The sequence below is a fragment of the Legionella nautarum genome, assembly GCF_001467895.1.
GTDB lineage: Bacteria > Pseudomonadota > Gammaproteobacteria > Legionellales > Legionellaceae > Tatlockia > Tatlockia nautarum.
Window position 1 is genome coordinate 627,190 of sequence record NZ_LNYO01000013.1, and the last position, 22,428, is coordinate 649,617.

Below are 22,428 nucleotides of genomic sequence, written 5' to 3' on the forward strand. Positions count from 1 at the left end.
CTTTCTTGAGTATAACCCATAGTGTATGATAGCGCTCATATTCCCAGGACGGAGAAAAAATGCCAATTCAAAAGACAAATCCTCGCCATATCAAAGCAAATCGTGGTGCCGAGCTTGAAACCAAAAGTTGGCTTACTGAAGCTGTTTTACGTATGCTTTGCAATAACTTAGATCCCGAAGTTGCGGAAAATCCAGACTCTCTAGTTGTCTATGGCGGACTTGGCCGCGCTGCACGTAATTGGCAAGCTTTCGACAAAATAATCGAAGTACTTAAAAAACTTACAATCAACCAAACCTTACTCATTCAATCAGGCAAACCTGTCGGTGTATTTACTACTCATGAAGATGCACCTCGTGTATTAATTGCCAATTCTAATTTAGTTCCACGCTGGGCGACTTGGGAACATTTTAATGAACTCGATAAGAAAGGGTTAATGATGTATGGTCAAATGACCGCCGGCAGTTGGATTTATATTGGTTCACAAGGCATTGTTCAAGGTACTTATGAAACTTTTGTCGCCTGTGCGGAAAAGCATTTTGCAGGTGATTTATCGGGACATTGGATTTTAACTGCCGGCCTTGGTGGAATGGGTGGGGCACAGCCTCTTGCAGCAACAATGGCCGGTGCTAGTGTGCTCGCTATTGAATGTGATCCAACCCGTATCGAAAAGCGTTTAAAAACCCGCTATCTAGATAAATCGACTAATGATCTTGAGGAGGCTTTAGCATGGATTGAAGAGTCCTGCAGAAATAAGACTCCCTTATCTGTAGGTCTCTTAGGAAATGCTGCTGAAATCTATCCAGAACTCCTTAGGCGCAATATTAGACCCTCTTTGATAACCGATCAAACAAGCGCCCATGATCCACTCAATGGCTATCTACCCAAAGGATGGTCCTTAGAAAAAGCGAAAGAATTAAGACAAACTTCACCGCAAGAAGTAGTGGCTGCTGCGAAAGCATCCATTGCCGAACAAGTCCAGGCCATGCTTGGATTTCTAAGGCAAGATATTCCTGTGTTCGATTACGGCAACAATATTCGCCAAATGGCTTTTGAAACAGGTGTGAGCGAAGCCTTTGTTATTCCTGGATTTGTCCCTGAATATATTCGTCCTTTGTTTTGCGAAGGCATTGGTCCTTTTCGCTGGGTGGCTTTATCGGGCGATCCGGAGGATATCTATGCTACTGATGAAAAAGTGAAGGAATTGATGCCAGAGGATAAACATTTACACCGTTGGCTTGAAATGGCGCGCGAAAAAATCGCTTTTCAAGGGCTTCCCGCAAGAATTTGCTGGGTAGGCTTAAAAGACCGGGCCCGTTTGGCTTTGGCATTTAATGAGATGGTAAAAAATGGTGAGGTAAAAGCGCCGATTGTCATTGGCAGAGATCATCTTGATTCAGGTTCTGTTGCGAGCCCAAATCGTGAAACGGAAGGCATGTTGGATGGCAGTGATGCGGTATCGGATTGGCCACTATTAAATGCGCTGTTAAATTGCGCTAGCGGTGCAACTTGGGTCAGCTTTCATCACGGTGGAGGTGTTGGAATGGGCTTTTCACAGCATGCGGGAGTTGTTATTGTTGCTGATGGTACAGATAAAGCAGCGGCACGCCTTAGCCGAGTTCTCCACAATGATCCAGCAACAGGAGTTATGCGTCATGCTGACGCAGGGTATGAGCTGGCAAAAGAATGCGCTAGAGAAAATAATTTATGGTTGCCCATGGAGTTAATTGGAGAGCCCCAATAATGGAATTATTTACTCTGCTACCTGGCCAATTAAGTTTGCATACTATCAAGTCCCTAACTAAAGACAAAAAAAATTGCATGTTGGACGATAGTGCTGGGCCAATGATTGAAGCATCTTGCAATATTGTTCGCGAAGTGCTTGAAAGCAAAAAAACAGTTTATGGAATTAATACGGGCTTTGGCTCATTGGCTTGCCAACGCATTTCTACTGAACACCTACAACAACTACAACGAAATATCGTGCTCTCACATGCTTGTGGAGCAGGGGAACTACTTACAGATGAAATTGTTGCCCTGATCTTGCTACTTAAGATTAATAGCCTAGCCCAAGGTTATTCAGGAGTGAGAAGAGAGCTCATCGATGCCCTAACTATCCTTTATAACAAAGGAGTTTATCCTTGTATTCCTGCGAAAGGCTCTGTCGGTGCGTCGGGTGATTTAGTTCCTTTAGCACATCTTTCCTTACCATTAATCGGCGAGGGTGAAGTGCGCTATCAAGGCAAAATAATGAGTGCTGAAGAAGGTTTAAAACTCGCTGGAATAAAACCCTTAGAACTTGCACCCAAGGAAGGTTTAGCTTTGTTGAATGGTTTACAACCTTCAGCAGCACTCTGTATGGATGCTTTTTTTAAAGCTGAATTGTTGTTTGAAGCGGCTGTCTTAGCCGGTGGCCTATCGGTTGATGCGGCCTGTGCCAGCGATGTACCTTTTGATGATCGTATCCATTTAGCGCGTGGCCATCAGGCGCAACGTGATGTAGCGGCAATGTATCGTGAGTTACTAGCAGGTAGTCCTATTAGAGAATCGCATCGTCATTGTAATCGTGTACAAGATCCATATTCTTTAAGATGCCAACCACAGATTATGGGTGCCGTTTTGCATCAAATGCGCTTCGTTGGCGAAACCCTGCAGGTTGAGGCGAATTCAATTTCTGATAATCCACTGGTTTTTGTTGAACAAGAAGATATTCTTTCTGGCGGTAATTTTCATGGTGAAATGATCGCCATGGCTGCTGATAATCTTGCTCTTGCTATCGCAGAAATAGGAGCTAACTCCGAACGGCGTATTGCTTTGTTAATTGATAAAAATTTCAGTGGATTACCTGCATTTTTAGTTAAAGAGGGCGGCTTAAATTCAGGGTTTATGATTCCTCATGTGACGGCTGCGTCTTGTGCTAGCGACAATAAAGCGCTTGCACATCCGCATAGCGTGGATAGTCTGCCTACCTCCGCAAATCAGGAAGACCATGTCTCAATGGCTACCAATGCTGCAAGACGTTTGCATACTATGGTTGATAATACAGCAACGATTCTTGCTATCGAATTTTTAGCTGCTTGTCAGGGCTTAGAATTCCATAAACCGTTGACCACATCACCCAAATTAGCTGCAGTTTATGCAGAGGTTAGAAATTTTGTGGATGCCTATACCATGGATCGTTATTTTGCACCGGACATAGCTATTATTAAACAGAAAATTCTTGATGGTGACTTTGCGTTAGAGCCCTAATTATTAACTGATTAAAGGAGGAATCATGAGGCAGGTCCTATTTATTAGTGGAGCAAGCCGAGGAATAGGTCGCAGCATTGCCCATAAATTTGCAGGCATCAAAGCCTCTATTGTTGTGGCTGCTAAAACTGATAAGCCTCATCCAAGCTTGGAAGGAACAATCTATAGCGTTGCCAAAGAAATCGAAGAGCTGGGCGGGCAGGCCCTGCCATTGGTAGTCGATGTGCGGGATGAGGAGCAAATTCATCGGGCTATTGAAAAGACCATAAAGCAATTTGGCGGTTTGGATATTTTGATTAATAATGCCAGTGCTATCAGCTTAACCGATACAGTCTCGACGCAAATGAAACGTTATGATCTCATGCAGTCAGTCAATGCACGCGCAACCTTTGCTTGTTCACAGGCAGCAATTCCCCATCTGAAAAAATCCAAAAATCCGCATATTCTCACCTTATCTCCCCCTTTAACGATGAATCCAAAATGGTTTGCTCCCAACCTTGCTTATGCAATTAGTAAATATGGCATGAGTATGTGCACTTTAGGTCTAGCTGAAGAGTTGAAGGAATATGGAATAGCGGTTAACTCATTATGGCCGAAAACAACAATTGCAACCGCTGCAGTTCGTGTTCATTTCCCTGATCTTTATCAAGCGAGTAGAAAACCAGAAATTGTTGCGGACGCAGCTCATTGGATTTTATCTCAGCCGGCAAAATCGACGACTGGGAATTTTTTTATTGATGAAGAAGTGTTGGCGAAAACTGGCGTTAGAGATTTTTCAGTGTATGCTATCGACCCAACAATTAAGCCCTTTAATGATTTATTCTTATGACGGTCGAAATTTATACAGATGGTGCTTGCAAAGGCAATCCAGGTCCCGGAGGTTGGGGTGCTTTGCTGCGCTTTAATGGACATGAAAAAACGCTCTACGGCGGCGAACTTCAGACAACCAATAACCGTATGGAGCTCACCGCTGCAATTAAAGCCTTAGCAGCCTTGAACCGGCCTTGTGTCGTCAATTTGTTTACCGACTCGCAATATTTGCGCCTTGGAATGACAGAGTGGTTAAGCCAATGGAAAAGAAAAGATTGGCGTAATTCAAAAAAAGAACCGGTTAAAAATGCGGATTTATGGCAACAGTTGGATGAGTTAGCGAGTAAACATACGATTGTTTGGCACTGGGTGAAAGGGCATTCCGGCCATCCAGAAAATGAGCAAGTGGATGCGCTTGCTAATCAAGCGATTGAGGAACTTTTAAAGACTTAAAGATAAAATCTTTCGCCTAGTACCTGAACAAGTCGGACAAACTGCAGTACCTAGGGGTGGATTAAATGTAGTTAAAAAATCCTTCCGCCTACCTCCCGTGACTTGTCCGCGGTACCCACGTATCGAAGGTATGAGCAAAATCTCTAGATCAAGATCACGCGGACAGGCAGCGGGTCGTAGGGATGGGGTAAAGGTGATGAGGCAACAGGATTGACATCCAGTACAGATCTGAGCCAATATTCGCGATTTAACTTAAACATTAAGGTTTTTCGATGCGGCAAGTTGTCTTAGATACCGAAACAACAGGGATTGGACATGAATTAGGCCACCGAATCATTGAAATTGGCTGTGTCGAGTTAGTTGATAGAAAGCTCACAAATAATCATTTTCATGTCTATTTAAACCCCCAAAGAGCTGTCGATGAAGGCGCCTTTCGCGTCCACGGTATCAGCACCGAATTTTTGCAAGATAAACCTTTATTTCAAGAAATTGCGAATGATTTAATTGAATTCATCGATGGCGCAGAATTAATCATTCATAATGCACCATTTGATATCGGCTTTTTAGATGCTGAATTAAAGCGGATTAATTCTACTTTCCAAATTAAAATTCGTTGTTCGGTCTGCGATACCCTCGTTTTGGCGAAAGAAAAACATCCAGGCCAGCGCAATAATTTAGATGCACTTTGTAAGCGCTATGAAATAGATAATTCCAATCGTACGTTGCATGGCGCTCTACTTGATTCGGAAATTTTAGCCTCTGTCTATTTAGCTATGACAGGAGGACAGGCTAATTTATTCGATGATGCGGCTGAACTTATCGCTAATTCTGAAATTGTTGTTAACCAGCAAACTGAACAATTGATTAGTGGTTCCCCTGTCTTGACAGCGACTCCAGAGGAATTAGAACGTCACAAAGAGTTTGTCAAGTTCTTAATTAAAAAATCAGGTTCTAACCTTTGGGATACCGATACAGAGTAAGGGCGAGGTTGCTGAGATCCGCAATGCCCAAAAGACCCGTTACCCTCCGCAAAAGTGGGGGGATCAATATTCATTACTCCTTCAGCTCACAATCTCAATTCTCTAAATAATTAAGCTATTCCAGCTTTTCTATCCTTAACCGCTGTTTTTATTAGTTAAAAAAATTTGAAATGTGCAATTTTTGTCCTATAGTTAGATTCAGGAGCACTAACAACAGGAACCATCATGGAAGGAATAAAACCTCAAAAACTAGGTTATTTAGCTGTTCTTGGTTTTAGTTTTCTCTTCGCCGGTATAGACCAATCGGCCAGTGCTGCATCAATTGATGTTGGTTCGCCGAAAATGGTTCTTGCCTCTAACACCTTTGTCTTTAATCCGCGTACTCTCAGTTGGAAAGCTGTCAAAGATGGCAAGGTTATTCGCAGCGGAAAAGCAATTGGTGGTAGTAAATATTGCAAAGATATAGGGCGCTCTTGCAGAACTCCTTCTGGTACTTATCATGTACTTAGCAAAGGAGGGGCTGGTTGTCGTTCAAGCCGATATCCTGTTGGCAGAGGTGGGGCTAAGATGCCTTATTGCATGTTCTTCTCGACCAACTATGCTGTCCATGGTTCTTATGAACTGCCAAATTATAATGCGAGCCATGGTTGTATTCGGGTAAGTCCTGATGCAGCCCGATGGTTGAGTAACAATTTTATGCATATCGGTTCTACTGTGGTGGTAAAACCTTACTAAGATCTATCTATAGAACGTAGAGGATAAGTACTCTACGTTCTATAGATATTCTCAAAACTCATCATTACCCATCATATCCTCATCCCCGATACTGAAGGATGAACCGCAGCCACAAGTCGTTTTTGCGTTAGGATTACGAATGACGAATTGAGCACCTTGAATATTTTCAACATAGTCAATTTCTGCATCATTTAGATATTGATAACTCATTGAATCAACCAATAATTTAACAGAAGATTGACCATCTGAGCAGGTTTGCTCAATGATGGTGTCATCGTCTTGAATTTTTTCATCGAAGGTGAAGCCATATTGAAATCCTGAGCATCCTCCGCCGGTTACAAATACGCGAAGATTTAAGCTAGGATTTTCTTCTTCTGCGATTAAAGAAGCAACTTTGTCTGCTGCACTGACTGAAAAATAAATGCCTGCAGTAGAAGGGGAAGCATTGATTGCGCTCATAAAAACTCCCGATTAAAAATCTGATTCAGTGAGTCAAAACTTGGGGGACACACTGTACTTAAATTGAATATATATTAATATTGTACAATATTATCGAATAATTTGTTCTATTGTAGCTCCACCTAGGCAGAGATTTTTATCATAAAAAACCACGTATTGCCCAGGAGTTACTGCTCGTTGAAAACTTGAAAACATCACATAATGCTGATTGTCGTTTTCGGGTGAAATCATGCAGGCTTGTTCTGGCTGGCGATAACGTGTTTTTGCATAGCAAGTTAGAGGTAAATTATTTTTATAATCTGCTGCTAACCAGTGAATTTTACTACAGATGAGCCCCTGAGCATAAAGCATTGGATGACTATTGCCTTGGGCGACAATCAAGGTGTTGCTTTGCAGATCTTTATCGACCACGTACCAAGGGTCTTCACTTGCTTCTTGCCGACCACCAATGCCAAGTCCTTGGCGTTGGCCTAAAGTGTAATACATTAGTCCATCATGACGCCCCAAAAGTTGACCTTCAGAACTTTTAATATCACCTGGTTTGGCTAAAATAAATTCTTTTAGAAAACTCTTAAAGCGTTTTTCGCCAATAAAACAAATTCCGGTAGAGTCTTTTTTATCATGAGTGACTAAACCTAGGTCCTTAGCAAACTCACGAATTTGTGATTTTAAGTAGTCACCGATTGGAAATAAGGTTTTATTTAATGCTTCAGGATGAACGGCATGTAGAAAATAGGTTTGATCCTTTTCTCTATCTTTAGCTTTAAAAAGCTGGCCATTTTGAACCCTCGCATAATGTCCGGTCGCTATATAATCAGCGCCTAAATGCAAAGCATGATTTAAAAATGCGTTAAATTTAATTTCCTTATTGCAGAGTACATCGGGGTTTGGTGTACGTCCTTGCTCATACTCGCTAAGAAAATGAGCAAATACGCGATCCCAGTATTCTTGGGAAAAGTTAACGGTATGTAAAGGAATTTTTAATTGCTGGCATACTGCTTGAGCATCGGCTAAATCAAGAGCAGCAGGACAATACTCGTCGCTATCATCTTGCTCCCAATTCTTCATAAATAGGCCTTCAACCTGATATCCTTCCTCGCGTAAAAGCCAGGCAGCAACTGATGAATCAACCCCTCCAGACATCCCAACAATAACTTTTGCTTTCATGAAATAACAATATGTATAAAAAAAATTCTATTTTACGGTATAATAGAAGAATTTGAAATCGTCTTAAGAGTTCATATGTTAATTAATTTAAAAACTTACTCAGCAAAAGAAGGACTACAGCAGGTTAAAATAGAGTTAGACGAACGATTGCCTGCCCGTGTTGCTTCTCCCTGTGTTGTGAATTGCCAGTTTGATGTGAAAGCTTTGACTGATTATTATTTATTGACTCTTCGCTCTGAAGCGATAATAACTATTAGCTGTCAACGATGTCTTGATGAATTTTCTCATCACTACGTCAATCAAACTGAACTAGCTGTTTGCCATAGTGAGCAAATGGCTGAGAAAATGTTGGGGCAATATGAAAGTATAGTTTCTGAGCATAATGAAGTTGATCTTGTTGAGTTACTCACCGATGAACTACATTTGTACGCTCCAGAATTTCATCCTTCAACGAAAGAATGCGATAATCAAGCGTCCAAATTTATCGCTAAAGAGCAAGAATAAATTAGAAATTATTATGTAACACTTGGATTAACGACAAAAAATCGGTAATATTCCGGCCCAACGAATGCAAATTGTTTAGGAGTAATACAATGGCTGTACAGCAAAATAAAAAATCTCGTTCAAGACGTGATATGAGACGTTCACACGATGCTTTAACCAAACCAACTTTATCAGTTGATCCCATCACTGGCGAAACACACCGCCGTCATCATATCACCGAAGACGGTTATTATCGTGGTCGCAAAGTATTAGAAACTGATAACGTTTACGAAGAACAAGAGTAATTCGCTTGAAAAACATCACCATTGCTATAGATGCGATGGGCGGGGATCATGGTTTAAAAGTTGTGATTCCTGCTTGTGTTCGTGCTGTTCGACACAACCCTGATTTAAAGTTGTTGTTGGTTGGTGATCAAAATCAGGTTAATGCCCATCTAAAAAAACTAGGCGTAGCCCAAAATAGCCAATTTTCCGTTGTCCATGCTTCGGAAATTGTGGCTATGGATGAATTACCCTCTCATGCAATGCGCAATAAGAAAGATTCTTCTATGCGGGTGGCCATTAATTTGGTCAAAGAAGGTCGGGCTCAGGCTTGCGTAAGCGCTGGAAATACTGGTGCCTTGATGGCAACTGCTCGTTTTGTATTAAAAACCTTACCCGGAATCGATAGGCCGGCAATTATTGCTGAGCTTCCTACTGCACAAGGCAGAACGCGCGTTATTGATTTAGGTGCTAATGTTGATTCTTGTGCGGAACACCTTTTTCAGTTTGCCGTAATGGGGTCTGCGCTAATTGAAGCGGTGGATAAAAAACCAAAGCCTAAAATTGGTTTGCTAAACATTGGTGTTGAAGAAATTAAAGGCAACGATCAAGTTAAACGTACAGCCCATATGCTTGCTGAATGCAATTTAATGAACTATGTAGGCTATGTAGAAGGCGACTATTTTTATTCTGGCAAAGTGGATCTTGTTGTATGTGATGGGTTTGTGGGTAATGTTGCTTTAAAAGCAAGTGAAGGTTTAGCGAATTTAATGCTTTCCTTACTCAAAGAATCCTTTTCACGAAATATTTGGACTAAACTCGCTGGAGCTATTGCTCTACCTGCACTAGGTTATCTCAGGAAACGCATGGATCCTGCCCGTTATAATGGTGCAAGTTTATTAGGTTTGAATGGTATTGTGGTTAAAAGTCACGGCGGCGCAAAAGAAATCGCTTTTCAGTACGCGATCGAGGAAGCAGTTCTGCAAGTGAAAAATAATGTGGTCGATTTAGTGAGAGATCAAATAACCCATTTTATTAATCAAGGTTTGTTACTATGAAAAACGCCGTTATTAATGGAACAGGTAGTTACTTGCCCGAACGTGTTTTAACCAATAAAGAGTTAGAATCCACTTTGGATACGACCCACGAGTGGATTTTATCCAGAACAGGTATCAGCAGCAGACATATTGCCTCTGAACATGAAACAACCTCATTTATGGCTTGCCAAGCTGCTGCAAAAGCTATTGAAGCTTCCAACATAGAAGCAACTGAACTTGATTTGATATTAGTAGCAACCTGTACACCCAATCATTTTTTCCCGAGCATGGCTTGCCATGTACAGAAATTTCTTAAAATAACTCGACCAATAGCTGCATTTGATGTTAGCGCTGCATGCAGCGGATTTATTTATGCTATGGATATTGCAAGGCAATATCTAAGCTCTGGTACAGCTAAAAACGTATTAGTTATTGGTAGTGAAAGCATGTCGCGTGCGCTTGACTGGACCGATCGTTCAACCTGTGTGCTATTTGGTGATGGTGCTGGCGCCTTGGTGTTAAGTGCAAGTGACAAACCGGGTATTCTGGCTAGTACTCTTCATGCTTTACATGATGAAGAAGCTTACCTAAGCTATCCCAATTATGCGACTTTAGAACAAAAAGCCTATATTGGCATGCGCGGTAATGAAGTGTTTAAGCTTGCTGTAAATATAATGGGTGATCTTGTTGATGAGATTCTGCATAGTTGCCATTTGCAGCAATCAGATATTAATTGGTTAATACCGCATCAAGCAAATATTAGGATCATTCAAGCAATCGCTAAAAAATTGAATTTACCCATGTCGCAAGTGATTGTAACTATTGAAAAGCAAGGAAATACCTCAGCGGCATCAATTCCATTAGCTTTGGATTATTCCATTCGTGAAAAACGCATAAAACGAGGTGATTTGCTATTGATGGAAGCTTTTGGAGGAGGAATGACATGGGGCGCAATGGTTGTACGTTACTAGTTAAGTGTTTGTTGGAGTTTTTTTGATATGAGTAAGTTAGCGTTTGTTTTTCCTGGTCAAGGATCTCAATATGTTGGTATGTTAGCCGAGTTGGCTAATGACCATCCTATAATTGTTGACTGCTTCATAGAAGTTTCTGACAAGCTTGGATATGATTTATGGCAATTAATACAACAGGGTCCTGAGTCGCAACTGAATCAAACCGAATATACTCAAGTAGCTATGCTCACTGCAGACGTTGCCATCTACAAACTTTTGCAAGAGCAAGGTCTAAGGCGTGCTCAAATGATGGCAGGCCATAGTTTAGGTGAATATGCTGCCCTTGTTGCTGCGAATGCACTAAGTTTGCCTGATGCTGCGCAATTGGTTGCCAAACGCGGTCAATTGATGCAAAGCTCTGTGCCCTTAGGTCAAGGGGCAATGGCTGCAATTGTAGGTTTAGATGATGAACAGGTAGAGTTAATCTGTGCGCAAGCAAGCACACCGGAGTCTCAAGTTACTCCAGCAAATTATAATGCAATAGGACAAGTTGTTATTGCCGGCCATAGCGCAGCGGTTGAACGAGCCGTCAATCTAGCTGAGACTTTAGACGCACGATTAGCCAAAATAATACCTGTGAGTGTACCTTGCCATTGCCCCTTATTAGTTGGTGCAGCGGAGGCTTTTGCAGAATATCTGGCTAATGTAAATTTTAAAACCCCAGAGGTTTCTGTGATCTCTAATGTGGATTTAAGTGTTTATCAATCAGCGGCACAAATACGAACCTTATTAAAAGAACAGCTTTATTGCCCAGTGCGCTGGGTAGAAACAATTCAGCTTATGAGGAAAAAAGGAGTTGAATTGATTATTGAATGTGGCCCAGGAAAAGTATTAAATGGGTTGATTAAACGTATTGAGCGCAATTTGCCAACAATGAGTGTCAATGATAATGCAAGCCTTGAGCAAGTATTAGCCCAATTGATGATGACAGAAAAAACTTATTAAGGATTGCAGATGACGAGTTTAGAAGGTAAGACTGCATTAGTAACTGGTGCAAGTAGAGGAATCGGCAAAGAGGTTGCCTTAACGCTTGCAAAAAAAGGGGCTTATGTTATTGGAACAGCAACCACTGAACAGGGTGCGGAGTCTATTTCAGCGATGTTTTCTGAGGCGCAGCTCAAAGGAGAAGGTGCAGCAGTTGATGTAACGAGCGGAGAAAAAGTTGAAGATTTAATGACTCAACTTTCTGATCAAAATAAAATACCTTCCATTTTAGTAAATAATGCTGGTATCACTTGCGATAATTTATTACTAAGAATGGATGATGAAGAATGGTACAAGGTTATTGAAACAAATTTAAATGCTATATTTAGATTATCTAAAGCTTGTCTAAAACCGATGTTTCGTGCTCGTTGGGGACGAATCATCAGCATCGGATCTGTAGTCGGTTCGAGTGGTAATTCAGGCCAAGTTAACTATACAGCTGCGAAAGCAGGTGTGGTAGGCTTTACTAAGTCTTTAGCTCAAGAAATTGGTAGCCGTGGAATTACCGTAAATGTGGTTGCTCCTGGTTTTATTGATACTGATATGACTAGAGCCTTACCTGACATGGTTAAAGAGGAAATGCTAAGACGGATACCAATGAAAAAATTTGGACGTGTTGAAGATATCGCAGAAGTAGTTGCTTTTTTAGCTTCAGACAGTGCAGAGTATATAACTGGCGAGACCATTCATGTGAATGGTGGCATGTATATGGATTAAATGGCTTGCGTTCTTTGAATAAATGAATAAACTAGCCACCATAAATTTTTTTTAACATAAGAGGAAACACAAGTTATGAGTACAGTTGAAGAACGAGTTCGTAAAATTGTTATGGAACAATTAGGCGTTAAAGAGGATGAATTGAGAAATGACGCGTCCTTTGTTGATGACTTAGGTGCTGACTCACTGGATACTGTTGAATTAGTAATGGCTTTGGAAGAAGAGTTCGAAACAGAAATTCCTGATGAAAAAGCTGAAAAAATTACTACTATTCAAGAAGCTATCGATTACATCGAAGCAAATCTTAACAAAGAAGAAGCTTAATAGATCTTCAAGGAGCTCTCATTTGACTAAGCGGCGTGTTGTAGTAACCGGTATGGGGATGATTACCCCGGTCGGTCTTAATGTAGAACAAACCTGGCAGAATATTTTAGCTGGAAAAAGTGGGGTCGGAATGGTAGAAGATTTCGATACTGCTGATTACCCAACTAAAATTTGGGCGAAAGTTAAGAATTTCAACATTGAAAATCATGTCCCGCTCAAAGAAGCTCGTAAGATGGATCTATTTACCCAATACGGAATCGCTGCTGCTGATGAAGCAATAGCTGATTCTGGATTGGTAATTGATGAGAAGCTCTCCTGCCGTATCGGTGTTGCAGTAGGTGCTGGTATTGGTGGGATTCAAACAATCACCAATAACCAAGATAAATTGGTCGCTGGTGGACCACGAAAAGTCTCTCCCTTTTTTATTCCCGCTGGAATTATTAACATGGTTGCTGGTCAGATTTCGATCAAACATCATTTAAAAGGGCCTAATATTTCTGTAGTAACAGCCTGTACAACAGGCACTCATAATATAGGCCTTGCTGGCCGTATGATTGCTTATGGTGATGCTGATGCGATGGTTTGTGGTGGTGCTGAAATGACCACAACTCCTCTTTGCTTAGCTGGCTTCTCCGCTGTACGCTCATTATCCAAACGTAATGATGAGCCTGAAAAGGCATCACGTCCATGGGATAAAGATCGAGATGGTTTTGTTATGGGTGAGGGTGCCGGTATCTTGATACTTGAAGAATATGAACATGCAAAAGCCCGTGGCGCTACCATTTATGCTGAATTAGTAGGGTTTGGTATGTCTGGTGATGCTTATCATATCACTGCCCCAGATGAGGATGCAGATGGCGCAGCCCGTTCAATGGCTGCAGCTATTAAAGATTCAGGTATAGAGCCTAGCCAAATTGATTATATTAATGCTCATGGTACCTCAACTTATCTGAATGATATGAACGAAACTATAGCTGTGAAGCGTGTTTTCAAAGAACATGCCCATAATTTAGCAATGAGTTCAACAAAATCGATGACTGGACATTTACTAGGGGCTGCAGGTGCGGTTGAAGCGATTTTTAGTATTCTTGCGATTAAAGACCAAATTGCTCCACCTACAATTAATCTAGATAATCCTGATGAAGGGTGTGATTTAAATTATGTTGCACATGAGCCACAAAAAAGAAAAATTGATTATGTTTTAAATAATTCACTGGGCTTTGGTGGAACCAACGGAAGTTTATTATTTAAGCGAGTGTAAATGGAAGGGCGTCGCTTTAAATTATTCTTGTCCTTCTGTTTATTATTCGCTTTAATCGCCTTTTCAATCATTGGTTATAAAATTTATTGTATGTTAACACTGCCAATGATTGAAAAAACAAGTCCACCAATCACCCTTATTATCGATAGAAATACTACAGCAGCTGATTTTGTGCGAATGTTGGAATCGAAAGGAGTTATAAAATCTAACCGCCTATTTCTCTCTTTAATTCGCTTCAAAGGCTTAGCTCACCGATTAAAAGCAGGTATTTATCAAATTAGACCGGGCGAATCAGCTCTTCATTTTCTCTATAAAGTTGAAGCTGGAGAAGTTCTAGTTGAATCATTTCGCATTATCGAAGGAACTAACTTATCCCAGGTGATAACCAATTTGCAAAATGCGAAATACCTAAAATATAATCCCAATGATTGGCTGCCTATCATTGATCATCATCCCAGCGCTGAAGGTTTATTGCTTGCGGATACTTATAATTACAATGCTGGCTCTGAGGCTAGATTCTTGTTGCGGCTTGCTAACCAAAAATTACAGCAATATCTCAACGAAAGCTGGCAAAATCGAAGCTCAGGCTTACCGTATAGAACGCCATACGAATTATTGATTGTGGCTTCTATTATAGAGAAGGAAGCTGCTTTAGCGGAAGAGAGAAAAATAATTTCAGGGGTGGTAATTAATCGAATCAAAAAAAATATGCCTCTGCAAATGGATCCAACCGTTATCTATGGACTTGGTCCCAATTATAAGGGTAAATTGACTCATGAAGATATGAGCGTAAATTCGCCTTACAATACTTATATTCATCGTGGTTTACCTCCAACGCCAATTGCGATGGTGGGAAAAGAAGCAATTGATGCAGCTGCTCATCCCTTAGTCACAAATTATCTTTATTATGTTGCTAAGGGAAATGGTGCTCATCATTTTTCTGCAACTTATGAAGAGCAAAAGGCAGCTATTAAGCGTTATCAGAAGTGAGAGTGTTAAAGAAGGCCCAAGCTTCTTACGTTTGTTTATAGAATGTGTCCATATTATTACATTTAAGAGGATATTATGACTAAGCGTGGTCGATTTATCGTTGTAGAGGGGCTTGAAGGTGCCGGTAAATCAACCGCGATTCAGACAATAAAGCACTATTTACAAGATTTTGTTCCTGATATTTTACTGACCCGTGAGCCGGGTGGAACAAGAATAGGTGAGGCGGTCCGTCATTTAATTAAAGAAAAAGTGGAGAATGAAACGCTAGATCCTCGCTCTGAGTTACTGCTCCTTTATGCGGCAAGAGTTCAGCTTATTGAGCAAGTTATCCGACCCGCTTTAGATAGTGGCTGCTGGGTGTTGGCTGATCGCTTTGAATGGTCTACCTTTGCCTATCAGGGCGGGGGAAGAGGTTTGGAGCGGGAAATGATCACTAAACTATCTACTTTTTGCTTAGAAAATTTTAAACCTGATTTGATTATTTATTTAGATCTTAGTCCTGAACAAGGATTAGCTCGAGTAAAAAAACGCGGAGCCAGTGATCGGATAGAACAGGAATCATTAGCATTTTTTACTCAAATTCGTAATACTTATCTTCAACTGATTCAAACGACGGCTAATGCTATTTCAATTGATGCTAGTCAGGCTTTAGAAACAGTGCAACAATTAATAAAAACTCAACTCAAATCCTTTTTACTTAATAATGCAATCGCTAAAACAATCTGAATCAACTAATTTGCTGTGGGAACGGTTTCAATCGATTAGAGCGAAACAACGTGTGCCTCATGCCTTACTTTTAACGGGTGTTCAACAGAAGGTACTCAATGATTTTGCTTACAAAGTAGCTTCAGCAATACTTTGCTCCGAGCAACAAAAACCCTGTGGCAAATGCAAATCCTGTCGTTTGATTCATTTACAAGAGCATCCCGATCTGAATTATCTGTCAGTGGATAAAGAAGGCGGGGTCATTAAAATCGACCAAATCCGTGAACTACAGCAGCTTGTTTTTACCTCAGCTCAATTGACCAATGGCCGTGTAGTTATTATTAATCCCGCTGACAAAATGAACACAGCCGCAGCGAATGCCTTACTTAAATTACTGGAAGAGCCTCCAACTTTCGTGCATTTTCTTTTAATCGCACAGCAGCTAAGCAGCTTACCTGCAACTATAATTAGTCGGTGCCAGCAATGGCGATTTTCATCTTCTGAACAGGTCGGAGCAGACTATTTAACTATCGGCCAAGCCTATAGTTCAGATACTGAGAGAGGCATTCTTTTTGGGAAACTTGCAACCATCATTGAAGAGTTTATTCAATTCATGACAAATAGATTGTCCGTCTGCGCATTAGCGGATAAATGGTTAACTCATGATTTTTCTCTTTTAATGTGGCTTATTTACTTAATTAATGCACAACTTATTGATTATAAACTTAATATTTCACAAATTGAAAAAAGTTGGACGAAAACACTGATGGGGTTAGCACAACATTTTGAGGTGGTTCATTTGTTTAGACAATTGAACGAGATTAATGGGATTATGAGGAAGCTTCAGCGCAATATTAATATGAATCAGAGTTTGGTACTGGAGAATTTATTGCTGGGGTATAAATTAAATAAGTAGGAGGGCACCAGGCCCAACAACTTCATTTAACCTCAAACCTAGCAGTAACTCCATTAGCGCGTGTATTGGGATCATACATTGACTCAGCCAATATAGCCGGTACTGTGAAAATTCCTTTATTAATCGCTTTTATCCGATAAACAATTTCTTTCGCCGAGCTATCAATGCCGATAAAAAATACTACCCGATCTTCACGCACATCAGCATAGTCGACATTTTCACTGTTTACAGAATCTCGAACAACTTCGAAACCTCCAGGTAAAAGATCAACGATAGCAATGTTGCTTAGATAAGAATTTGTTGTGGAGCGAGTTTGAATATGCACTTCAATTTCTAAACCGAGTTCTGTGTTAGTAATTACATTGCCTTTGAGGTCACGATATTCACGATAAATTTCGATGCCTTGTTTACTTTCCTTAGTTATTAATTGCTTATCAAAGCCGGATTGCGTTAGTTGATAAAAATAGGTTTGTTTAGCGGGGTTATTAAAGCTAATTTGTTTCGCATCCGCATCAACCTCTACTTTTTCATAATTATTATTCGTAGTGGCTAAGGTTTTTTCTTGGTTATTAGTAAGCAGTTCCTTAATTACAAAGGATTCGCTCTGAACTGAACTTGGCTGGGCTTGGGCATAAGCACTCAACGCCATGCTGATATAGCCAGACAACAGTGTATTGATTTCATTACTATTGATAGCTTTGACTAAGGACATAACTAAGGTATTGCCCACGCTTGCTAAACGCTCAGGGAAATGTCGCGCTATTAAATAAAGATATTGTGCATCTGCAATATTACTATCATAAAAATCAGTTTCCATCGCCGATTTCATTTGTGGATTGTACTGGGCAATCAATTGCTTGGCTTCAGCAGTACTTTTTAGTAATTGATAGGTGGAAGCAAGATAAGCAGCCGTTAAGTCTTTTTGCCATTGTGGTTGATTTTGATCCAAATAAAGTTGCAGGTTAGTCACATAATTGGTGGTAACAATCTCATTCCGAGTCAAAATATAAATAGCATAAGCTTGAATGCGTGCTTTAGCCAAATCATTAGGAGTCTGTGCAGCTAGATCCCGCAAATATCCCAAGCCAGCACTGTATAAATCACCGGGAACATTGTAACCCTGTGCTTTAGCTTCAGTTAAAAACTGCATAGCATAGACAGAGGCGAACGCGTTGTTGGTATTATCAGTTAACCCTGGCCAATAACTAAATCCACCATTTGACATTTGCCGTTGTCCGAGCATTTGAATAGTTATATTAATTTTATCAGTGATAACTTGAGAGTCATTTGCAAACCAAGTTTGACCAGCCATAGCTAATAAAGGGAGGGCTTCGCTGGTTAATTGCTCTGTGCATCCATAAGGAAAGCCATCCAAATAGCGTTGCAAACCAGCAACTAAAATCAGTGGACTTGAGGATATTGCGGCTTGGGCTTTTCGATGTTCAGGATAGAGATCTCTATCGATATTGACCACGGTACGAGCATCAGTTGAACTACCGCTGATTACAGAAGTCATATAAGCACTGGCAGGGCGAACGCTTAGGGTCGCATCCATTTTCGATGATTTATCAGCTGTTGTCGCAACCAGGCTTATCTTGGCAGACCCTAATAAAGAATTGGCGTGTAATTTAAATTGCAGGGTTTTTTCTTTGCCCTCATCGATAGCTAAGGTTTCAGAGCTAGGCCCAATAATTTCTAACTCCGGTGTTGTGGTTAATTGCACCGCCACAGGCGCAGCAGCCCCCGAATCTTTAACATTGTTAGCCACGCTCGCTGTGATGACAAATTCATCACCTGGAGCTACAAAAGTTGGTGTATTAGGGTTAATGATAAAATTCCCACGGATTTCTGATTTTTTCTCCGTCGAACCTACCGCGTCATTGGCAACAGCAACCGCCATCACCCGTAAGCTACCATTAAAATAATCAGGAACTTCATAAGTGACTTGTCTTAGGCTAGAGTCAGTGTCCATAATGCCTGACCAATAAGCCACTGGCAAATCCGTTTTGCGTTTAAATGGGTTGAGGTGATTGGCTAAAAGTTCTTCGCTTCCGTCACCACCAACAGCAGAAAGTTCTCTATCTTGAACAAATTTAGGTAGAATTTGATCAACTGTTTGCTGAGTAATCACTTCAAGGGCATGTTTTTGAAAAAAGAAGGCAAGCGGATTGGGAGTAACAAAATGCGTGACTTGTAAAATCCCTTCATCAATAGCAAAAACAATAATTTTTCCAGGCTTATCAGTTTTATAGCCAATGGTAAATGGCTCACCCGGGCGCGCCAGTTCTGCTGTTTCAAGATCAATGTGTACGGTTTGGTTATCATGATTTAAATTAAAGGGAACCACCGCGTAACTGAGAGGGCTGATGAAAATATCAGGCGAGTCCCAATTGCGCACAAAACTGACATTAACATAGGCATTGCCTTGTAAATTATCTGGGATATGAATTTTCTGTACTGAACTGGTTGTTTCAGTTTTAAACCACTGGGTGGCATAAACTTTATCGCGCTCAATAGTAATTAAACCAGCACCAGTGTAGGGTGCTGTTATTTGTAGTTCAATATCTTCGCCGGCTTTGTATTCTGATTTATCCAACTTAATAGATAATTCGGCATTTTTAGCTAAAGGGACTTGGCTGCTACCAACGATGCTAAATTTAAATTGGCTTAATTCAGTATTGTTTTTATCCAATACCTTGAGTGCAAAATCACCAATTTGCTGTGTTGGCAAATTATAAGTAGTCCCTTTTTGGTCAATAGCGAAGGGTTTTGTCTCTACTACCGTTGATTGAATGATTGATTGATATTGATAGGTTCCATCCGCTCTTTTAACCAAGGTAGAAACTGGATGTAAAGAAACTAGCTGTAGCTTTAAATCGCTGACTTGTTGCTGACTGAGCTGAGGATTGACCGCAATATAATTAACGAAACGTTCGCTGTTTTGCTTAATATAAGTGAGATCACCATCCGGCTTGTAACCGATAAAATAAGGCAGTGGGCTAACCAAAGCGGTTGATTGTGCTGTAACAGAGCGACCTCCTTCCGCCTCAAAACCTTCAGCAAAGAAACTTAGCTGATAAGTAGCCTTATCAAAGCGCTCTAAATGTAAATTAAATTGAGCCTGACCGTTTTCATCCGTTGTGCTATCAGCCAAAGTATCAGTAAATACTTTGGCTGGTTTATTCGAATCAAGCAGTGGATCCGCAAAAATATAATCTGGGTATTGAGCAAACTGAACCCGTTTCGGAGCAAGAAGAATTTTTGCACTGACTTTCCGATCAGCAGCAGGTGCTCCGTATAAATTCCATAAACTGATTTTTGCTACAAGATCAGTCGGCGAAATCCATCCTTTAGTCGCTTCTTGTGAAAAGCTTGAGCTAATGCGCATACGATCAGGTTGAAACTCAGCCACATGAAAAGTGGTCGAACCTAAAAGGCTATCGGGGCGAGAATCTTTAACAATATAAAGGTTCACAGAGTACTGACCCGTTGGTGAGGTCGCAGAAGTTTGAAAATCCAGACTTGAGAAACCAGTTGCATCGAGGGTAAATTTTTGATCGTGAATAGTTGTACCCCGCGGATCGGTAATAGTAACCTCTAAAGGTAGACCCGCTGGTTGAGCGTGAGCATAAGCTTGCTTCACAATCATGCCGATATGAGCTGAATCGCCAGGGCGGTAAATTCCTCTATCTGAAAATAGATAAGCACTTAAGCTGTTTAATTCTGGATTAGTGCTATAAAGTCCACCGGTATCGAAGCGTGTGTAATTCAGTTGGCGCCCTAATTTATTATAAGGAATAAAGGAAACATCGGAGCCGAGACTCGCTAAGTAGACGGTAGGTTCGCGATCATCGACAAAATCACGCAGGCTAGGAAAGTTTGCACGGCCTTGGGCATCGGTCATTCTTGTTAAAACAGCCAAGCCGTTTTTGCCTAAAACGGTCACCGTAGCATTGCTAATCGGAGTACCTTGGGTGATGGATTGGACAAAGACATCATGAGAACCATCGTTGTTATCTTTAACGATTAATCCTAAATCCGTAATCAGAACCAAACGACTTGCATTAACATCAAGGGCGACATTTTGGGTCGGATCCCAAGCAGTGGCTTGCAACAGAAATAAGCCTTGTGGGCCTTTGGTATTGGCGGAGGCGGAGAGATATTTTGCAAAATCTAAGGCTGTATATTGTTGTTTAGTAAGATCTGAAGCATCAAAATGCTGGATTTCGGAAAAAATTTGACTGATATTTTGTTGATTAAAACTCTGATTAATAAAATAGGGGTTATTAAAATCACCTTCAGTTTGTGTGACTAATTGATTGATATTTTCTGGAAGCACCCGCGCAAAATTAAATTTAACAGCAGCTAAACCTCGGACGAGCACAGAAAGCTTTTTCTCGCTACTGAGGGCAAGTAAGGAGCCTTTATGGAGAAAGCTAATTTCCTTAGGAAATTCAGGCACTTTAATAATGGCAACATAATCCTGAGTTAGCGCAAAATTACCAAAGCCGTGCATTCCCTTATCAATTTTTAAATAAAGATATTGCGGTGTTTGGGCCTTAAATTTATAGCTATGTAAGTTTGAATAATTGCGTTCAGTAGGCAGAGCTTGCATTGTTAGTGGTTTGGCTAGTGCTAAAATATTTGCAGTGACTTCGCCAGGGTTTTGCCATTCATAATTAGTTTTTTCTGGCTCCGCCGCAGTTGCTGGGTAATTTTGTGGCAATAAATAGACCTGTAAAGATTTGTTCATTTCAGGCTCAGTAACGCCTAAAGTCGATTCGATAGTTAAAACTTGCTCAGGTCGGTCTTGTTGATTGCGAATAATCGACGCTGTAGCTTGATTGATTTTAAGATAATGACTGAGATCGGGAATTAAGAGATTCTGGCTCACTGACGTGTTTAAATCCCCTGGGCCTGTACTGGATTTAATGCCTTTATTAAGCGTTAACACGAGGTAACGGGATATTTCAGGAAGCGATAAATTTTCTGTGCGTAAATAGGCTATGCGTTTGTGCTCATCGTAGCTGACAGTGAATTTATATTGCTGTGCCTTTAAATCGCGTTTATTATTTTTTAGGGCTTGCAACATGAATGAAGTCTTAGCTTCGAAACTATTCCTGTCTACAGGAAAATTAAAATTAACCGTGGCAACAGCCTGCCTAGTTTTAGGATCCACAGGATCTTGATAAAACTTGAATTCACTAATTTTGGCCTGAAAAGGTTCTGTTGAGAAAGAATAATCATAACGGGCCATTTTTGCATCGCTTGCAAAAACATCTTTGGCAAAATGGACAGAATATCTTTGACCCGCTGGCCAGTCTTGAGCCGGTGTAAACACTAAATTGCTATCATCCGTCCAAACCCATTTGCCCGCCATTTTGGGCGACAATTCAATACCAGCTGGCACCTCTTTACCAATTAAATTAAGGGGCGCCACCGATTTACTAATAAAATTAGCTCCTGAGCCATTACCAAAACTAAAGCGGAGTGTGTCTGGGATTAATTGTTCGGCAACGGGAGTGATCTTAGGTGAAGTAATGGCAGCTTCAATTAATTGTGGCTTTGGCAAATGTTTATACCAGTAATAACTGTAGCCAAGTGCTGAAAGCATCACTATCAGTGCTGCACCGAGCCCCCAAAATGCCTTCGGATTCGTTGATGCTTGACGATGCAAATAATTCATCCAAGGAGGACTACTCCAGTTAACTCGACCAAATAGGGAAGAAAAAGCGCGCTTAGATAAGTTAATTGTTTTACAAAAGAATGAATTGTTCATAGATCGTTGTATTTAAAGTTTGCTGTCACAGACGGGGGGAAGTTTATCATATTTTGCTTAATTTTTATCTCAACTGGGATTAAGGGAGGA

The 22,428-nt window shown here is 40.7% G+C and carries 20 protein-coding genes; 17 read left to right on the forward strand and 3 right to left on the reverse strand.

Annotation, left to right across the window (positions count from 1 at the left end):
- Positions 1-59 precede the first annotated feature (59 nt).
- From hutU to Lnau_RS06220, 6 genes are all read left to right on the forward strand, one after another.
- Positions 60-1,742 (forward strand): urocanate hydratase, encoded by a 1,683-nt coding sequence (hutU, locus tag Lnau_RS06195; protein WP_058504268.1) that lies wholly within the window; start codon positions 60-62, stop codon positions 1,740-1,742.
- Positions 1,739-3,247, forward strand: coding sequence for a histidine ammonia-lyase (gene hutH, locus Lnau_RS06200; protein ID WP_058504829.1), 1,509 nt, complete (start codon positions 1,739-1,741; stop codon positions 3,245-3,247). Before hutU ends, hutH begins: the two co-directional genes overlap by 4 nt.
- A 25-nt stretch (positions 3,248-3,272) precedes the next feature.
- The gene (locus Lnau_RS06205; protein WP_058504269.1) at positions 3,273-4,076 is read left to right on the forward strand and encodes an SDR family oxidoreductase; all 804 of its coding nucleotides are present in this window, start codon (positions 3,273-3,275) and stop codon (positions 4,074-4,076) included.
- Positions 4,073-4,510 (forward strand): ribonuclease HI, encoded by a 438-nt coding sequence (gene rnhA, locus Lnau_RS06210; RefSeq protein ID WP_058504270.1) that lies wholly within the window; start codon positions 4,073-4,075, stop codon positions 4,508-4,510. The genes Lnau_RS06205 and rnhA overlap by 4 nt, the downstream gene beginning before the upstream one ends.
- A gap of 272 nt (positions 4,511-4,782) precedes the next feature.
- The gene (dnaQ, locus tag Lnau_RS06215; protein WP_058504271.1) at positions 4,783-5,490 is read left to right on the forward strand and encodes a DNA polymerase III subunit epsilon; all 708 of its coding nucleotides are present in this window, start codon (positions 4,783-4,785) and stop codon (positions 5,488-5,490) included.
- Between the two features lie 225 nt (positions 5,491-5,715).
- Entirely contained in the window at positions 5,716-6,225 is a 510-nt protein-coding gene (locus Lnau_RS06220) for a L,D-transpeptidase (RefSeq protein WP_058504272.1), read from the forward strand.
- A gap of 51 nt (positions 6,226-6,276) precedes the next feature.
- Here Lnau_RS06220 and erpA read toward each other — a convergent pair whose 3' ends face one another.
- Both erpA and mnmA read right to left on the reverse strand, forming a co-directional pair.
- Positions 6,277-6,684, reverse strand: coding sequence for an iron-sulfur cluster insertion protein ErpA (gene erpA / locus Lnau_RS06225; protein WP_058504273.1), 408 nt, complete (start codon positions 6,682-6,684; stop codon positions 6,277-6,279).
- A gap of 90 nt (positions 6,685-6,774) precedes the next feature.
- Positions 6,775-7,851, reverse strand: a complete 1,077-nt coding sequence (gene mnmA, locus Lnau_RS06230) for a tRNA 2-thiouridine(34) synthase MnmA (protein WP_058504274.1) — start codon at positions 7,849-7,851, stop codon at positions 6,775-6,777.
- Positions 7,852-7,926: 75 nt separating this feature from the next.
- Between mnmA and Lnau_RS06235 the strand changes: the two genes are divergently transcribed.
- The 11 genes from Lnau_RS06235 (at position 7,927) to Lnau_RS06285 (ending at position 16,559) form a co-directional block, all read left to right on the forward strand.
- Positions 7,927-8,355: a YceD family protein gene (locus Lnau_RS06235; RefSeq protein WP_058504275.1), complete on the forward strand. Its 429-nt coding sequence runs from the start codon at positions 7,927-7,929 to the stop codon at positions 8,353-8,355.
- A gap of 89 nt (positions 8,356-8,444) precedes the next feature.
- Positions 8,445-8,639 (forward strand): 50S ribosomal protein L32, encoded by a 195-nt coding sequence (gene rpmF, locus Lnau_RS06240; protein ID WP_058504276.1) that lies wholly within the window; start codon positions 8,445-8,447, stop codon positions 8,637-8,639.
- Between the two features lie 5 nt (positions 8,640-8,644).
- Positions 8,645-9,673 carry a phosphate acyltransferase PlsX gene (plsX, locus tag Lnau_RS06245; protein ID WP_058504277.1) on the forward strand — a complete coding sequence of 343 codons (1,029 nt, stop codon included), beginning with the start codon at positions 8,645-8,647 and terminating at the stop codon, positions 9,671-9,673.
- Positions 9,670-10,623: a beta-ketoacyl-ACP synthase III gene (locus tag Lnau_RS06250; RefSeq protein WP_058504278.1), complete on the forward strand. Its 954-nt coding sequence runs from the start codon at positions 9,670-9,672 to the stop codon at positions 10,621-10,623. Before plsX ends, Lnau_RS06250 begins: the two co-directional genes overlap by 4 nt.
- Before the next feature lie 27 nt (positions 10,624-10,650).
- Positions 10,651-11,607, forward strand: coding sequence for an ACP S-malonyltransferase (gene fabD / locus Lnau_RS06255; protein ID WP_058504279.1), 957 nt, complete (start codon positions 10,651-10,653; stop codon positions 11,605-11,607).
- A 9-nt stretch (positions 11,608-11,616) separates the two neighbouring features.
- Positions 11,617-12,363: a 3-oxoacyl-ACP reductase FabG gene (gene fabG, locus Lnau_RS06260; protein WP_058504280.1), complete on the forward strand. Its 747-nt coding sequence runs from the start codon at positions 11,617-11,619 to the stop codon at positions 12,361-12,363.
- Positions 12,364-12,438: 75 nt separating this feature from the next.
- Complete coding sequence (gene acpP, locus Lnau_RS06265) at positions 12,439-12,687, forward strand: acyl carrier protein (RefSeq protein WP_058504281.1); 249 nt, start codon at positions 12,439-12,441, stop codon at positions 12,685-12,687.
- 22 nt (positions 12,688-12,709) lie between these two features.
- A complete protein-coding gene (gene fabF, locus Lnau_RS06270; protein ID WP_058504282.1) occupies positions 12,710-13,948 on the forward strand; it encodes a beta-ketoacyl-ACP synthase II in 1,239 nt (412 codons plus the stop codon).
- Positions 13,949-14,938 (forward strand): endolytic transglycosylase MltG, encoded by a 990-nt coding sequence (gene mltG / locus Lnau_RS06275; protein WP_058504283.1) that lies wholly within the window; start codon positions 13,949-13,951, stop codon positions 14,936-14,938.
- A gap of 75 nt (positions 14,939-15,013) precedes the next feature.
- A complete protein-coding gene (gene tmk / locus Lnau_RS06280; protein WP_193786798.1) occupies positions 15,014-15,664 on the forward strand; it encodes a dTMP kinase in 651 nt (216 codons plus the stop codon).
- Complete coding sequence (locus Lnau_RS06285; protein WP_058504285.1) at positions 15,642-16,559, forward strand: DNA polymerase III subunit delta' C-terminal domain-containing protein; 918 nt, start codon at positions 15,642-15,644, stop codon at positions 16,557-16,559. Before tmk ends, Lnau_RS06285 begins: the two co-directional genes overlap by 23 nt.
- Positions 16,560-16,581: 22 nt before the next feature.
- Here Lnau_RS06285 and Lnau_RS06290 read toward each other — a convergent pair whose 3' ends face one another.
- Positions 16,582-22,338 (reverse strand): alpha-2-macroglobulin, encoded by a 5,757-nt coding sequence (locus tag Lnau_RS06290; RefSeq protein ID WP_058504286.1) that lies wholly within the window; start codon positions 22,336-22,338, stop codon positions 16,582-16,584.
- Between the last annotated feature and the right edge of the window lie 90 nt (positions 22,339-22,428).

Coding starts and splice junctions, on each gene's coding strand:
- hutU (WP_058504268.1), top strand. CDS start 60: ATGCCAATTCAAAAGACAAATCCTCGCCATATCAAAGCAAATCGTGGT.
- Lnau_RS06205 (WP_058504269.1), top strand. CDS start 3,273: ATGAGGCAGGTCCTATTTATTAGTGGAGCAAGCCGAGGAATAGGTCGC.
- rnhA (WP_058504270.1), top strand. CDS start 4,073: ATGACGGTCGAAATTTATACAGATGGTGCTTGCAAAGGCAATCCAGGT.
- dnaQ (WP_058504271.1), top strand. CDS start 4,783: ATGCGGCAAGTTGTCTTAGATACCGAAACAACAGGGATTGGACATGAA.
- Lnau_RS06220 (WP_058504272.1), top strand. CDS start 5,716: ATGGAAGGAATAAAACCTCAAAAACTAGGTTATTTAGCTGTTCTTGGT.
- erpA (WP_058504273.1), bottom strand. CDS start 6,684: ATGAGCGCAATCAATGCTTCCCCTTCTACTGCAGGCATTTATTTTTCA.
- mnmA (WP_058504274.1), bottom strand. CDS start 7,851: ATGAAAGCAAAAGTTATTGTTGGGATGTCTGGAGGGGTTGATTCATCA.
- Lnau_RS06235 (WP_058504275.1), top strand. CDS start 7,927: ATGTTAATTAATTTAAAAACTTACTCAGCAAAAGAAGGACTACAGCAG.
- rpmF (WP_058504276.1), top strand. CDS start 8,445: ATGGCTGTACAGCAAAATAAAAAATCTCGTTCAAGACGTGATATGAGA.
- Lnau_RS06250 (WP_058504278.1), top strand. CDS start 9,670: ATGAAAAACGCCGTTATTAATGGAACAGGTAGTTACTTGCCCGAACGT.
- fabD (WP_058504279.1), top strand. CDS start 10,651: ATGAGTAAGTTAGCGTTTGTTTTTCCTGGTCAAGGATCTCAATATGTT.
- fabG (WP_058504280.1), top strand. CDS start 11,617: ATGACGAGTTTAGAAGGTAAGACTGCATTAGTAACTGGTGCAAGTAGA.
- acpP (WP_058504281.1), top strand. CDS start 12,439: ATGAGTACAGTTGAAGAACGAGTTCGTAAAATTGTTATGGAACAATTA.
- mltG (WP_058504283.1), top strand. CDS start 13,949: ATGGAAGGGCGTCGCTTTAAATTATTCTTGTCCTTCTGTTTATTATTC.
- tmk (WP_193786798.1), top strand. CDS start 15,014: ATGACTAAGCGTGGTCGATTTATCGTTGTAGAGGGGCTTGAAGGTGCC.
- Lnau_RS06285 (WP_058504285.1), top strand. CDS start 15,642: ATGCAATCGCTAAAACAATCTGAATCAACTAATTTGCTGTGGGAACGG.
- Lnau_RS06290 (WP_058504286.1), bottom strand. CDS start 22,338: ATGAACAATTCATTCTTTTGTAAAACAATTAACTTATCTAAGCGCGCT.